We start from the raw sequence: 14,418 nt of genomic DNA, 5'->3' as shown, positions 1-14,418 counted from the left end.
TACTCCTTCGCTGGGTAGGTTAGCGCATCGATGCGGCCGTCTGGTAGCCAAAGGTGGTGGTCGCTGCTGTAGGCTGCATTCACCATGCCTTGGTGCAGAGCTGGCTATGGCTTTACCAGTCGCTCAGGATGGCGCGCTCTAAGGGCGCCTTGAACATCAAGCCGCTTTCTTTCATGGGGGCTCCAAAAGAGAAAGCCAGCCGAGTGGCGGGTTTGTGGGGTAGATACAGATTTCTGATACGACTAGGACGGATGGCCGTGATGCCGCAAGCTATGCGCTGAATAGGATAGGGGCGTGATCCTTCAGGGCTGATGATAATCCTTGCCTCCAGGCTCAATCGGTGAGCAGCGTGCTCCTTCCCTGTTCATGTCTGGCTCACGGCCCGGAAGCTGGAACTTCCGGCCGCAGTCAACGCAATGGATGCGGATCTCGGTGTTGAAGCTAGTGATCGCGCAGCCTGGCTTATCCTCCAGGCACGCAACATCCAGTGATGCCGCGAAGTTCATGTGAGCGCATGTCATCCGAATCAAGAATAGCGAGACGGGTGCTGCTAATAATGGGACACCGCCATGTAGGCGGTGGCTCAATGTGGCGTGGTGAGGATTTTTAGTATGAAGATACAAAAAGAAGACTTGGCAAAATGGGACGCAGATGAGCTGGGTTTAATTGTTGATCCACTTTTTATAAAGAAGAGAATTGCTGATGTAGAAAAGGCATTGTTGATTAGCTTGCCAGATGAATATTTGGATTTTATTCATCTGGTCGCCGATCAAGCATGTAGCCCACTGGATGAATTAGATAATTTCACAGCAATATATAATGGAATAACTAGGGTGGTCGTGATGGCTACCTTGTCTTCTACAGATCGGGTTGTGACTGCAACCAAATTATTGCAGGAGTCAGTGTATGATCATCGCTCGTTGCTACCTGATGGTTTAATTGCAATTGGTTCAGAATATGATGATGATGGTGATGCATATATTATTTATGATGTGAGGCCTGAATCTCCCACCTATAGGAATATATTTCATTGGAGATATTATGTGGATAATTTAATTGTGGGTGATGGATTGGGATTATTAGCTCTATCATTAAGAGATTTTTTACATAAACCGGCATTGGAAAGTGAGCTCTAATTTATTGGGCGTTGTTGCATAAGTAGACCCCCGAGTCGGATAGCCTCGAACAAGGAGTCATTGTTCGTCATCCAAACCCCTCTAAAGCAGCATCAACTGGGTGCAATGAAATGCTGCACTCACGGCCCTGACCAGCACCTGCAGATCGCCTTGACGCCGTTACCCGAAGGAGGGAAACAGCTTCATATTCTTTCCAGCGGATAGCTTTCGGTGGCCGCTGAAATCCAGCGTTAGCAACAAGGCACTCTTATGAGCAAAGCAAACTCCGCACAGTCCGTTCGTATGCGAATACTGGTGGTGAATACTCCGCCTGATGTTCGGTTCGCAGTGCAATGCGGCAGATCGGACTTGCTCGATCCAATGGATGGTCGGCACGAGCCTCTTCGGTTCGAATTTTCGCTTCGTCTGGGCTTGCCCCTCTCGACGGGCGCAGTCAATTTCTTGGGTGAGTTCGCGCAGGGCCCGTCCTCAGATCGCTTCGTCTATATCAATTCCGGCACCCTTGCGGGCCAGCCTGACTCGCCCTGGACACGTCGTGCCAAGCTGAAGCTGGCGTTTATTCCCCAGGAAGTCGTTGACGCCGCGCTCTCCTCTGGAGGAGTCATTGAGGCACGCGTTCAAGGGACGATGGGAGACGGCGGCCCTGTTTGCGCTTCGCTGAAGCCGCATGCAGTCGTCTGGGCGGTAGCAAACGATGCGGCTTAGCCTTCGATCAATCTGTTCGTGCATGTTCTCTCCAGAATGAGAAAAGCCCGCGATGGCGGGCTGGGGCGGTGTGGTGAAATTTGTCCGCAGTGCGTTTGTTGACGCGGGTGCTTTATTTCATGTGCGCTGCACTTGCCTAAGGAGAGGAAGAGGGACAACCGTGAAGTAGATGGCTTTCAGGTATGGGCTGAAGTCCGTCAGCAGGGGGCGAGTTGGCTGGTGCGTTCGTCTTGACGAGGGCTGTAAATGTCAAGGTTGGCACGAAGCGCTTCAGAGTGCTCACTGTGCATACTTTTACGTCCTTGGGCCACGCAAGCAGCACCAATCCAGGTCGTACAAGCGATCACATCAATTTCCGACACTGCTTGCCCAGCCCACTCGTTTACTGAATATGGGCGGTATGTCCATGCCATTGGATTTGAAAGTGGAATCGGGGCTACGATAAGTAGCAGACTCGAAGAGCGCCTGATTGTGGGTATCCCCCGAGCTGGCAAGGTCCGTTCAGTGACTGGCGTCAGGTTGGTCAATTGAACGGCTCTTGTTATCTGAGCCTTTTAAGCGGCAGGTCTGCTCCACAGCTGATGAGTTTCTACAGATATGTCTGGATAGGAAACCCCCGATACATGAACCCGATCACGCCCAGCATTCTTGGCTTGGTAAAGGAGTCGATCAGCTTCCTTCATGGCTTGCTCAAACTGGAAAGACCTGGTGATCAATGAAATTCCGAAGCTCATGGTCAATTTGGGGCCAGTTGGAAGAACAGTATTTCTTGACCCGAGATCACGCTGGATTCGCTGCGCAATGAGTTCTGCATCTTCCAGCGTTATGTCGGCCAATAGCAGCACAAACTCTTCGCCACCGAACCGAGCAACCAGGTCGTGCTCTCGCACATTGTTTTGCAGAGTTGAGGCCACCAGTTGCAGCACCATATCGCCACGCTCGTGCCCCCAGGTATCGTTGATGCGTTTGAAATGGTCTATGTCGCAGGCCAGCACTGCCATGGGATAGCGTCTCATGTCGGCGAGACGCTTCTGGGCATGTTCATGAAAAGACCGGCGATTCAGAATCTGCGTTAACGCATCAATGTCTCGTTCCTTGCGCAGCTTGCCGACTGTTTCCTTTACGGCAATCGCGGCCATCACCACGGTGAAGAGCAGCGAGAAATTCAGAATGCTCAGCAGCGTCAGGATCCAATAGGGTGACCTTGGCAGGGCTCGCAGATCCGTGTATCCCAGCAGCCAGATCAAGGCGGGTCGAGTGAAGGTGTAGGCGGTGAAGAGGATGCTCAGCCAGAGCAGCGATTTATCGAGCCAGTCAAATGAGTTTTTCTTCGAGTGGACCTGCAGGATGGGGAGCAGTAAAACAAGGCTGGAACCAACGCTGAAAGAGCTCACCCGAGCCCAGACATTTGGTTCGATCTGGCTGAATTGATAGAGCGCAGCCAAGGTGACTATGGCAATGAGCAATGCAACTTGTGGTTGGGTTGATACATGCCAGCGTTCTGCCCAGCTTCTGGCAAGACACCACGCACTCAGCAGATAGCAGCTGCCGATCAGTAGTGCGTAGCGATTCAGCTCCTCCAGGGTAAGTAGAGTCTGTGCCCCGAGAGTCAGAGCAGTGAGTGAATAGGCGCAAGCTTGCCAAAGCAGAAAGCGCTGGGATCGTTGGACAAGCCAGGCAACGATCAAGATGGCTGCCAGAACCAGTATCGCCAGCGAAGGCGTCAGAACCAGGATAAGGTCGTTATTCGCGAACATCTGACCATCGCCTCCTCGATCAAGGATCGAAACGGTTTAGCGTTGCCTGCTCCTCAATTGCAAAGCGACAGCCTTCGGCAGCTATTCGTACATCTTGGTGTGCGGCATCAAGAGCTATTGCAATGCCCAATGCCAGATCTGTGTCATCCGGATTCGAATTTGGAGAGGTAGACGCAGTCGATACTCATTTCCAAAAACAAATAAAACCCATTACTGTTGTGTCTTCGGAAGGATGTCAGGCAACTACTTACTTGACCTATTGCTATCCCTTCGAGGCTTCTCGTTGAGGCATTTTGTGGTCACTTCGCTCGATCCATTGGGCGCTCCTGTGCGCGCGGTGTTTGGCAGACATCGGCCAGCTCACGAGTGACCTGCAACGCATGCCGGAGAATACGCAGCGAAGGGGCGGATGGAGGAAGAATCGCGATGCGCAAGTGGTCAGTGATGTTGAGCATGGTGTTGGGGTTGGTCGCTGTAGGCTGGGCTCTATCGCGGGCTAGTGGCGGCGACGCGCGCGGCGAGTTTGATGCGCAGGACGATGGGCAGGTAGCTCACTCAATCGTACCGATTCGTGCCTTGGAGGTGATAAACGACAAAGTCAGTCCATCTCTGGCTTTGTCAGATGCCCAAGGGCGGCTGTGGTTGTTGCAGCAGTATGGCGGTGATTGTGTTTCGCGGCGCGAGCTGGACGGCAGCTGGGTTACTGTGGTGGGCACGGATGCGCGTGACAGTGATAGTGGCCAAGCTCTGGATGCGAATGTTCAATCGCCCGACAGCATCGCTTTTACACCTGACGACACTTTGTATGTGGCTGACACAGGCAATCACGTTATCCGCGCAGTGGATCTGGAGACCGGGCACATTCGCCGCGCAGCTGGTGATGGCAAAGAGGGCAACGCCGATTCGCTGGCCAAGCCGGAGTCGTTGCTACGCACGCCAGATGGTGCCTTATGGTTTATTGCAGGCCCGCATCGCTCACGCAAGGTCTATCGCCTGGAGCCCGGAACCGGACGGCTTGATGTGGCTTATGACCCCAAGGAGGCGAGTCCCCAATGGGGTGGCAATGAAGGGGGCGACTACATGGCAGATCTAGCTGCAGATGCACAAGGGCGCATCTACGTCGCTGACAACGCGAATATGCGCCTGCTCCGGCTGGATGCATGGAGCGGCCCGTCTGCCAATCCACACACGCCTGCGGCCACTGTGCTGGCTGGCAATGGCACATTGGGCGTTCTGCAAACTGACCGCCCATCCACAAACAGCTCGCTCGGATACATCACCAGTTTGGCGCTAGACCCCGAAGGCCAAGTTTATGTATACGAGGCCTCCGTTGAGGGGCACTTAGCCAAGCTTGATGCCGGTACAGGTCGCTTTGTGACTGTGTTACCACCGGAGACCTGGGTTAGGCTGCCTGAGCAAGCGCCTATGCGCTTGAACCTGCGGCAGGCGCGCCTGCGCGTGGGGAAGGGAGGAGTGCTGTATCTTGCCGATCGCTTGAATCATCGCGTGCTGTTGCTGACACCGTGAATAGGCGTTGGTAAACGGTTCAAGGATCGCATGGGAAAGAGCGCAGCCGGTCACAACAAGCGGACTGGTCAGCCATAGCCGGCCTGGGTGGCCTACCCAAACGGGATACGCATATTGTGGAGGCCTTCTTCTGCACGGCATCCTTCAGCACCTGCAGATCTCCCTGTCAGCGTTCGGCGATACGACAAATGATCATGGGCTTGAACATCAGGGCTCCAGAAATAGAAAAAGCCCGTGGAGTGGGCTCCGGTCGGCTGAAAAGAAAAGGTTTCTTGCTAGCAGAGCTGGCGCTCGCAAGGGATGCCGTCGTTGTCCCCATCCATCTTGGTCCCGGGGCAGTTGCGTATGAAGAAGGCGGCCTCTTCACATGAAGTCATCTGAGAGCAATGGGTGCGCCCATCGCACTGGTATTTCGGCTTGCTGGGGTTGACGCTGCGGCCCACGTCAATGTCACGAGCGCGCGGCTCATTGATGAGGAGCTAAATTGCTGCGGCTTGCTGCTGCCGCGCCTGATAGGTTGCGTAGGCCTTCCAGGCTCCAACAGCAATCAGTGCATAAATGATCAATCGAAACAAGGTAGTGACCTCTCATATTTGAATAGAGGGAATCCTAGACCATGTGAGCAAGGGACACATTTCAGTGTCGAGGGCGCTCGTGGGTGGCTAGCTCAAGCATGGCGGAAACCTGCTACTGCAAAGCACGTTGCAGTGCCTTCCCAGATATATGCAATGTAGTCAATGTTCATGTTCTTGAACATTGAGTCTCCAAAAAATAAGCTTCTGGTTGTGGGTAGTGGTTTCTCATTAAGAAATGAAATAATTCGACCGGATTGGCTTTAGAGAATGATCCGAGTGCTATCAAAATGAGATGGTGGAATCGATTTTTTAAGTCAGTGTTAGAGGTCATGAGAACTAAAGCTATAGCAGTTGTTATCGCGGCTATTTGCGCTACTTCACTTGCTTTGGACTGCTTCGGGCAAAACTCAAATGTTATCGCCAGTGAAGTCAATAGAGCAGCTTCAGAATCTTTGAAGATTTATCGAAGACATGGCATGGCGGGGCTGAAGGGTGCTGTGTTGGAATGCTGGCAACAGCCGCGTGATTTTTGCCTTTACCTTGACGTGGCATCACAGCGAATTGCAGCAACCGCGAATCGCAGTGGCACTGCTGTTGACAAGTATTTCTTCACATCCACAGCGATGGAGCGAGCCCATGGGTGGCTGTCGCTGAATACGCGAAGTGCCAAGGCCAATGTTCAGTATTTGCAAGCGGTAGAGCAAATCATGGACAGCCTCTTGAGCTCCCATCAGGAAAAAATGATCCACAGCGGTCAATAGTTTTGGCAGTTGCCTTCTTCAGACACTGCTCCATTTTGTCGTCCAACCACTCGGCATGCATGCCCGGGCAGACGAGCTCGTCGCGCAGGCTCTGGGTGAGGCTTTGTGGCTCATCGGCCTGGGCATCTGGCACGGCCAGTCAGGCCAGTCTCCGCGCAGATAGCAACGAGCAAGATCAGGCCTTCAAGTAGCTGTGTCATGATTTTGCTTCGTAGCGCTTATGCAGAAAGCGCAAGTAGCTTCAGTATTGATAGCTGCTCGCGTCACATCGGCCATGCATCTGGCGTGAGCGTCATCACCACGGTCGCTCCGACTAGGCAGAAGAGGCCGAAGTCGGTTGGCGCTCATTACGCAGTGACCAGAAGTTTTGTCGAAGGAGGAGTGCATGGAATCTCCTGTAGGTAAAGAAAAAGCCCGCGAGCGGTTGCTGCGGGCTTGAATAAAGAGCCGGTGACCTTTCGGGTCGTGTCTGGGGAGGGGTCAGAAGGGGGGAGGAGCAAACCCCAGGCCCGGCGTAACAGGTTGATTGCGTCGAATTCTGCATGATGCTTTTGGCGCAAACAAGACGAATTCTGCTTACCTAAAAGTGGTGATGCACCATCTGGCATGACCTCCGTTGCCACGACGCGGCTGCCGCGCCGTGCTCCTAATTGATGTCAGCCCAGGCGAATTCCTGAACTGCCGAACCTGCTTGAGTGGTCGCGCCGGATGGCCCCGCTAAAGCCCTGCGTGGGAAGGCATATGCATGCCAACATGCTGGCTAAACGCTTACATTCCAAGATCTCGGGGCACAAAAAAGCCACCCGTAGGTGGCTTTACTGGTGTTTAGATAGGGCTACTGCTTGAAGTCCAGTCCTTGTTTGACGGCATCTCGCATACGCTGGTCCCGCTCATCCCCGGGCATTGGTTTGCTATTGCGATCCTCGATCCTGGCCTCAGACTCGGTGAAGGCTGGCGGCTCCGAGCGTGTAACCTGCCCTTTAGGCATATATGAAGGCTGAGCCTGGAAGTAGAGAAGTAGGGTGGCCACAGTGACTGCAGCAACCCATAGCTTACGAAGCTTCCAGCTCAAGCCAAAGCCTATGGCAGCGATCAAGAGTGGGGTCAGGTTGATGAGCAGGGTCATTTGCCAATGCTAACCATTGGAACGGCATCGCCCAGGGAGGTGGTGGGGAGCTGGCCATTCCACTTTTCAATCCAGGCGCGCTCATTTTCCAGCTTGCGCAGTTGAAGCACTCGCGCATCGACGGATTGAGCCAGTACGGACTGAGACATGGCTTCGGTTTCTGCCTTTTCCTTGTCAATCGCACGTTGCAGACGAGCTTCCTGCAATTCGCGCTCTAACTGAGCCTTGGAGATGGCCAGCTGCGCTTCTTCCTTTTGGATAGCTTCGCGTCGTTCAGCAGCGGACTCCTGAGCATCTGTAATGATCTTTGGATATCGCAGGTTGGTAATCCCAACAAAGCGCACTGAGAAAGGTGTAAGCGCTTCAATGGCTTTGCCCAGTTGTACACGCAAGTCAGAGTTGATTTTCTCGTTGCTTGAGGCGATTTCACTGATCGACAGTTTGCTCAAATATTCGCGCACCTCGGCTTGAATAATCTGGCTGGCATAGGTGCGGTACACCTGCTCATTGGCAATCGTGGACACATAGTCCGAAACCTCTTTTGGCGCGACAGCATTAAAAAGCTCTGCCGTTTTTTTGGAGTTGATGCTCAAGGTTGCGCGAATGGTTACATCTAGGTTGAGCTTGTCTTCGGGGATAAAGATGCTCATGGACTCTTCATAGCCCTTGTCAGACACATCCAGCAAGACTAGTCGATCACAGTAGGCCCAGCACTTGCCCAGACGGAACTTGGAGGTTGGGATCAGGTTGTCCTGATAGCCGTCTTTGGTCATGATCTTGCCAACGTGTGCAGGCGGAACCTCCACTTTTTGACCGCATGCTGCTAATACAAAGGCAGCAGCTACCGCTGCCAAACTGGTCTTGTGTTTCTTCAATAACTTCAAATCGAGCCGCCTCCTTCGCAGCTATAAAGATGAGATTGAAACAAACTGCAGCCCTGTATGCAAGGCTCTAGTTTGAAACCCGGATGTGTTTCGGGTGACCCGCTTAGCCTTGCAGGGAAATGCATATGCATGCCGCATGCTGGTTAAACGCTCTCATCTCAAAATATCCGGGTACAAAAAAGCCACCTCAAAGGTGGCCGGTCAAAGAGAGATCGCTCAGGCAGGTATTGGTTAATCAATGAAACCGAGTTCACGCAGCGCTTCTGTTTCTTGGGTGTACTCAGCGTCCTCGATTAGCAGCACGCCGTCAGGCCCATACACATTGCGTTGGGGCGAGCCTATGGGTTGCTCGATGCGTTCGACTTTGTAGCCGTGCCGCTCCCATATCTCGGTGGTGTTGATGCGTGTCATTGGTTCACTTTACTCAAACTGAAGCCCTGTAAGCAAGGCTTTGGTTTTAACAACTGCTGCCACCAAGACTGGCGCAGAGGCGACTTTCGGATGCACGTGAATGCTCGACACTGATCGCTGCACTTGATGAAGGCCACATGGTATGTACATACAGCCGCTTTTTTCCATTTCTGAGGTCAGTGAGTTGCAGCAGGTCATGAATAGCTATCCGCTCGCAACACTGATTGCTGAAGGTGCAGGCGAGGTGGAAATCAATCTGCTGCCACTGCTATTGGTGGCGGCGAGCTCGTTGGGGAGGCTCACCGGACACGTGAGCAAGAGTCATAACTTGTATTTAAAGGGCCGCAGCATCAAGACAGTGACTGCGATCTTCCAAAGCCCGAATGCCTATATCTCTCCCAAGTGGTATGTCAATGGGCAGCGAAGCGGGCGAAATGCCCCAAGCTGGAACTACATGGCCGTTCAAGCGCAAGGCCGCATTCGATTTATCGATGATGCTTTGTGGATGCGCGAGCATCTGGATGCCTTAACCCATTCCCAAGAGGAGTTGAGGGAAGAACCATGGTTACCAACTCAAGCGGATCCCGAGTTCCTGGGGTCTGTGGCGGCGCGGCTCATCGGCTTCGAGGTGGACATAGAAAACCTATGCGGCAAGCGATTCTTATCCCAGCAGCGCACAGCCGCTGATCGGGACAGTCTGATTCAGCACTTGGCTCAGGATCAAGGACCTGGCGCAGTCGCGGTCTCCAGGCTGATCAAGTCATAGCGAGTGCCATGATCAGACAAATCGCAACGCCCTGAATCAAGACGCTCTGGGTTGCGCCCTGATGTCGCTCAGGGGCTGGCGCTGCTTGGGAGGTGACGGACCAGACTTTGTGTGGATCATCCTTGCTGCGTGGGGTTTGTTGCAGAGGAGATTGATTTCAGTAGGTGCTTTCTGTATTCGGGTGTGGCAGTCAGGTCGCAGATGTCACCATATCCCCTCTAGAGAGGGGTAGCAGCACGCGATGAAGTCAGTACGATCCTTGCTTCACACTCAAAGGAGATGAATGCTCATGAAAGCAGCACTGATGATCTTGGCCACATTGATGTCGGCGGGCATGGTTTTTTCTGCACATGCCGACGAGGCAAAAGCAGCCATAGCTTCAGGAACCATCAATATGGCCGCGAACATGAATGAGCTCGCTTTGGCTTGTGGGCACATGAGTTCTCAGGATGTGGAGACTGGTCGCATCAAGCAACGCGACGCGGCCATCAAGGATCTTGGTGTTGCTCCCGCCAGCTACGACAAGATGTATGCTGGTCACGCATCCGACTTCAAGAAGAAATGGGGCACCATGACCCCGGCAAAACAAAAAAGCACCTGTGATCAGATGAAGCGCTAGAAACGCCTTCGCGTCCCGCCATCAGGCTCGCCTCGGCGGGGTTTTTGCATGTTTTCAACTGCTGCGGAGGGGCCATCTCAATCGCCTTCCATCAGAGGCATTTACGTTCTACCGACTGCAATCATCACGCACTCCATCGCTGATGGGAAGTTCGTATTAGCCAATCCATAGCAGTGACAGGCCTGCACCTGTCACCATAGAGGCTAGTCCCAGGCTGATTCGTGTTCCATATTTGACCCCTCCGACGGCGAATGCCAGTACTGATTTGGCGATTGCACTGGATGCAAGAATCACAAGCAACCCCCACTGAGCGATGGGCAGAGGCAAACTACCTGACGCAAAAAGCTGCCCTAAGCTAGCAGCAGCGGCATGCAGTTCGGCCAAAGCTGCAAATGCCGCCGCGACCAGCACGCCAGTGCTGCCAAAGATATGCTGGAGCCAGGCGCCGAGAACCAACATTAGCGCGATGGTGCCGGCAATCAGCAATGCAGTTGAAAGCTTAAATACCCGTTCGGTCTCGAATTCAGTTTGCGTGGCAGTTTTTTGTCGATTCAGCAATCCTGTGGCTGCAGCCAACACAAGGCAGAGAGCTGCAACGAGTAGAGGGAGCGCCATGGATAGCATCAGAGCTATGGATGTTGTCGAGAGAATCGCGATGAACAGGCATAGCGAGGCCAACTGAGCCAACATGGCGCAGCCAAAGGCCTGCGCCTGCTGATGTTCGTCGGACTTGGCCAGTTGGCCAAGGCTGGCTATAGCCGCGGTAGAGGACACAAATCCAGAAAAAAATCCGGTCACAGGTAGGCCCCAGCGTGGGCCCAGCACTCGAGTCAGTATGTGGCCCAGCATGCCGACAGCCATGAACAGCACAACCACTTTCCAAAGGGCTGCGAGGCTTAGCACACCCCATGGATCTATAGGCGCTTGCGGCAGAAGTGGCATCACGACCAGCGCAGCAGCGCCCAGCAGAAGACCATCCCTTAACTCATTCTCTCTGAGTAACTCACGACTCCAGCGTTGTATGGAGCCTTTTGAATGCACCAGCAAGGCGCAAAGAATGCCCAGAGCTGCAGTCAATGTAGGGCTCTTGTGCGATAGGGCGCCCAGAGTTAACGAGAAAAGTAGAGTCACTTCACTGGTCAGGCCTGGGTCATTGGGGGCAGAGTGCCAGTAGGCTGCGACGGTCAGTGCCCCGACCAACAGAAGTACAACGGCAAAGGGCAGCACGCCTAACCACCAGGCCGCGCAACCAAGCAACGCTGCTATGGCATGGGTACGAGTTCCAGCAATGCTCTCGTGCTCACTCCCGCGACGCTCGCTCACGAGGCCGATAAGCAGACCGCAGCCTAAGGAGACTACCCAATGATCGACACCGGCCCAACTCAGCTGCATAAGTCTCAACCCCTCGATCTGAGCAAGGCTCCTCTGCTTGATAGGGCTGTAGCCTTGGCTGCTAATACGCAGCTTAGTCGAGCATGAGACGACGCTGCAAGCAGGAAGAGCTGGATCCTAAAATGCATAGATCTCATCTATCTCAGTTCCTTTGTGTGAAGGAGCGTGACAGAGGAGCCAAGGCCGCGCGCTCCCTTAGTAGCCTTCAACCAAAGGCATTTCCGTCCCATCGACCGCAATCATCACGCCCGTGGTGTTGGGATCGATTTCAATTGGGACTCCCCACAGCTCATTGGGCTTGCCGAAGGAGTTGACGATGTTGAACTGCCGAAGCTCTTCGGGCGTCATCTTGATCAGCTTTGGGTAGGCGTTGTTGTGGGCCTTCCAGTGCCTCAGGAAGGTCTGGCAAACGCGCTTGTGGACGGTGTGGATCGGCGATTCATCGGTCATGGCACGATTGTCTCAGAGCGGGTTGCTGTGTCATGGCGTCCCACTGGAAATGACCAGAAGCAGTCACATAGGCTTGCCGAAAGCAGATGCCTAACAAAAGCCGGCGTTGTTGTTCAAAAAGTCCAGACTTCAAGTTAATTGGCGTGTAATTGACAATTACTTACATCGATTTGGAAGGTTAATAGGGCCTATGCTCTACTCGCTGCGTGAGCTTTTCCTGACGCAACGGAATTCATGTTGAGTATTCGCGCCCCATACAAGAAGAAAGTCGGCTTCATTGATCAGCTGATAAATGGCTTAGTTGAGAGTCTTATCCAGTCTAGACAGCTTTTGCTAAAGACCATTGCGGGGGTTGTATTTATAGCTTCAATATTGATAGCAATCACTTGGCATAATTTGAACGAGTCGTATGACTATCACGTTCAGCGGGGAGTGGATGCAGCGGCTAACCAAGCTCGCGTGTTGAGCTACGAGTTAAACACCGAGATGAGGCTTATCGATAACGCTCTGGCGACGATTGCTCACGAATTCCAGGAGACTGGATCCAGCACGCGGGAGTTTGAGAATGCCGTTGTCAATCAGCGCGCCTTGCTGCCTTTCTCCAAAGCTGTGCGCGTGGCTGATGAAGCTGGCATGGTTCGCCTGGGCCTTCTGCCTGGCGAGCATCCCTTTTCGATCAATGAGCGGGAGTACTTCGGTACCCTGAAGCGCTCAGATCAAATGGTGATCTCGGAGCCATTGATCAGCCATTCCTTCAAGGAATGGAGCGTGGTCCTGAGTCGCAAGCTGGAGGCTCCCGATGGGACGTTCAAGGGCGCAGTCTTTGTGGTTTTGGAGGTCGAGCATTTCCGCAAACTGTTTGAGAAGTTGACTCCTGGTGAAGATAGCGCAACCACTTTGCGCTCTGCTGAGGGCCGCTTAGTGGCACGTTACTCCGCTGCGGATCCCACATCGACGGCAGGTATTGGCGGCACTTTGACATCGTTGGCGCTCAAAGAAACGCGACGACTCAACCCAGAGCATGGCTGGTACGTTGCGCCTACTGCGCTGGACGGCATCGAGCGAATCACTGCCTATCAAAGTCTGTCAACACCCTATTCGTTGACGGTGTATACAGGTATTGGTACTGAAAGCTACCTTCAGCCTTGGCGCAACGAAGCCGTGGCCGTTTGGAGTTTGACCGCATTTTGTGTGTTGCTTATGGCGTTTGGTGCGGGGAGCTTGTTTGTGCATCAGCAGCGAGAACTGACTGCCAAACTCCAGAACGCACAGCTGCTGAAAGAGCAAAACTTCTTTGTGGAGAACGACCTGATCGGCATGATCAAGGTCCGTGATCGGAAAATACTCTGGGCCAACACGGCCATGGCACGCATGTTGGGCAAGCGCGTTTCCGAGTTACTCCTGCAATCCAAACGCTGCATCTACCCTGACAACGAGACATATGAACGGATGGGGCGACTGTCCAGTGAGGCTCTCGGCCACAACAGGCGTTTCCGCACCGAGGTGCAACTGCAGCATTGCAGCGGGCACGCATTCTGGGTTGATGCCAATGCAGCGCAGATCACTGATACTGATTCAGTGTGGATTTTCGTAGATGTAGAAGCTCACAAAAAGCGCCAGCAAGAGATTGAGTACCAAGCAACGCATGATGCCTTGACGGGCCTTGCCAATCGCCGCTTCATCAACAAGCAAATGCAGCAATTCATCGCGCTTGCGGATCGAGACCAAGGCACAGTTGCAGTATGTTTTATAGACTTGGATGGCTTTAAGAGTGTGAACGATACCTACGGGCACGATGCAGGTGACATCGTGCTGAAGACAGTCGCCGAACGATTAACAAGTGCAGTGCGCACCCATGACTGTGTAGCCCGGCTGGGTGGCGACGAATTCGTGGTGGTGTTGACTGGTCGAAACAATCACGAGAATGCCGTGCAAACCATGCAGCGCTGTTTGGATATGGTGCGGATTCCCATTGCGGTTGAAGACGGTCATACCGCAATCGTCGGGTGCAGCATTGGCATTGCCTACTATGAGGGCGAAAAAGAGTCCTGCGACTCGTTGTTAGAGCGTGCTGATGAGGCTATGTACCTGGCAAAGAATGCAGGCAAAGGCCGCATCATCGAATCGACTTGTGAACAAACGAATGAGAGCACATTCGATCATCAGGCAGTTACTGCCTAGCTGTTCAGTCCCACAGTGAGATGGTGCGGATGAAGTCTAAAGCGACTTGGATCTTTTTCCCACGCCTCGCACATCGCACGGAATGATGTCTTCCACCTGAGCGCTTTCAAGTGCTTGCCGAAGTTGTA

14 protein-coding genes are annotated in these 14,418 nt (G+C 53.4%); 7 read left to right on the top strand and 7 right to left on the bottom strand.

Going from position 1 to position 14,418, the window contains the following annotated elements:
• Nucleotides 1-611: 611 nt before the first annotated feature.
• Together EIC84_RS23995 and EIC84_RS23990 are read left to right on the top strand one after the other, a co-directional pair.
• Complete coding sequence (locus tag EIC84_RS23995) at nt 612-1,136, top strand: SMI1/KNR4 family protein (protein ID WP_080554211.1); 525 nt, start codon at nt 612-614, stop codon at nt 1,134-1,136.
• A gap of 249 nt (nt 1,137-1,385) precedes the next feature.
• The gene (locus EIC84_RS23990; protein WP_237704486.1) at nt 1,386-1,841 is read left to right on the top strand and encodes a DUF5990 family protein; all 456 of its coding nucleotides are present in this window, start codon (nt 1,386-1,388) and stop codon (nt 1,839-1,841) included.
• A gap of 554 nt (nt 1,842-2,395) precedes the next feature.
• Here the strand turns inward: EIC84_RS23990 and EIC84_RS23985 are convergent.
• Nucleotides 2,396-3,598, bottom strand: coding sequence for a diguanylate cyclase (locus EIC84_RS23985; protein ID WP_003067648.1), 1,203 nt, complete (start codon nt 3,596-3,598; stop codon nt 2,396-2,398).
• 426 nt (nt 3,599-4,024) lie between these two features.
• Between EIC84_RS23985 and EIC84_RS23980 the strand changes: the two genes are divergently transcribed.
• Nucleotides 4,025-5,125 (top strand): hypothetical protein, encoded by a 1,101-nt coding sequence (locus tag EIC84_RS23980; RefSeq protein WP_003067647.1) that lies wholly within the window; start codon nt 4,025-4,027, stop codon nt 5,123-5,125.
• 275 nt (nt 5,126-5,400) lie between these two features.
• Here EIC84_RS23980 and EIC84_RS26230 read toward each other — a convergent pair whose 3' ends face one another.
• The gene (locus EIC84_RS26230; RefSeq protein WP_370456519.1) at nt 5,401-5,568 is read right to left on the bottom strand and encodes an excalibur calcium-binding domain-containing protein; all 168 of its coding nucleotides are present in this window, start codon (nt 5,566-5,568) and stop codon (nt 5,401-5,403) included.
• 461 nt (nt 5,569-6,029) lie between these two features.
• Here EIC84_RS26230 and EIC84_RS23970 point away from each other — a divergent pair, with 461 nt between their 5' ends.
• Entirely contained in the window at nt 6,030-6,461 is a 432-nt protein-coding gene (locus tag EIC84_RS23970) for a hypothetical protein (RefSeq protein WP_237704489.1), read from the top strand.
• Between the two features lie 835 nt (nt 6,462-7,296).
• Here the strand turns inward: EIC84_RS23970 and EIC84_RS23965 are convergent.
• From EIC84_RS23965 to EIC84_RS23955, 3 genes are all read right to left on the bottom strand, one after another.
• Nucleotides 7,297-7,587, bottom strand: a complete 291-nt coding sequence (locus EIC84_RS23965; RefSeq protein ID WP_003067645.1) for a hypothetical protein — start codon at nt 7,585-7,587, stop codon at nt 7,297-7,299.
• Nucleotides 7,584-8,471: an SPFH domain-containing protein gene (locus EIC84_RS23960; protein WP_218894969.1), complete on the bottom strand. Its 888-nt coding sequence runs from the start codon at nt 8,469-8,471 to the stop codon at nt 7,584-7,586. Before EIC84_RS23960 ends, EIC84_RS23965 begins: the two co-directional genes overlap by 4 nt.
• Before the next feature lie 231 nt (nt 8,472-8,702).
• The gene (locus tag EIC84_RS23955; protein WP_003067643.1) at nt 8,703-8,882 is read right to left on the bottom strand and encodes a hypothetical protein; all 180 of its coding nucleotides are present in this window, start codon (nt 8,880-8,882) and stop codon (nt 8,703-8,705) included.
• Nucleotides 8,883-9,024: 142 nt separating this feature from the next.
• Here EIC84_RS23955 and EIC84_RS23950 point away from each other — a divergent pair, with 142 nt between their 5' ends.
• Entirely contained in the window at nt 9,025-9,648 is a 624-nt protein-coding gene (locus EIC84_RS23950; RefSeq protein ID WP_003067642.1) for an FMN-binding negative transcriptional regulator, read from the top strand.
• 289 nt (nt 9,649-9,937) lie between these two features.
• Nucleotides 9,938-10,267 (top strand): hypothetical protein, encoded by a 330-nt coding sequence (locus EIC84_RS23945; RefSeq protein WP_003067641.1) that lies wholly within the window; start codon nt 9,938-9,940, stop codon nt 10,265-10,267.
• 156 nt (nt 10,268-10,423) lie between these two features.
• Here the strand turns inward: EIC84_RS23945 and EIC84_RS23940 are convergent, their stop codons facing one another.
• On the bottom strand, nt 10,424-11,659 hold the full coding sequence (locus EIC84_RS23940) for a DUF4010 domain-containing protein (protein ID WP_003067639.1): 1,236 nt from the start codon (nt 11,657-11,659) through the stop codon (nt 10,424-10,426).
• 195 nt (nt 11,660-11,854) lie between these two features.
• Nucleotides 11,855-12,109: a hypothetical protein gene (locus EIC84_RS23935; RefSeq protein WP_003067637.1), complete on the bottom strand. Its 255-nt coding sequence runs from the start codon at nt 12,107-12,109 to the stop codon at nt 11,855-11,857.
• Between the two features lie 234 nt (nt 12,110-12,343).
• On the opposite strand from EIC84_RS23935, the gene EIC84_RS23930 reads away from it, so the two are divergent.
• Nucleotides 12,344-14,290 carry a diguanylate cyclase gene (locus tag EIC84_RS23930; RefSeq protein ID WP_003067634.1) on the top strand — a complete coding sequence of 649 codons (1,947 nt, stop codon included), beginning with the start codon at nt 12,344-12,346 and terminating at the stop codon, nt 14,288-14,290.
• Nucleotides 14,291-14,418: the final 128 nt, after the last annotated feature.

Origin of the sequence: Comamonas sp. A23 (genome assembly GCF_004522605.1) — a bacterium.
GTDB classification, from domain to species: domain Bacteria; phylum Pseudomonadota; class Gammaproteobacteria; order Burkholderiales; family Burkholderiaceae_C; genus Comamonas; species Comamonas thiooxydans.
The sequence above is the reverse complement of the archived record's forward strand: the minus strand, read 5'-3'. Positions and strand labels throughout refer to the sequence as shown.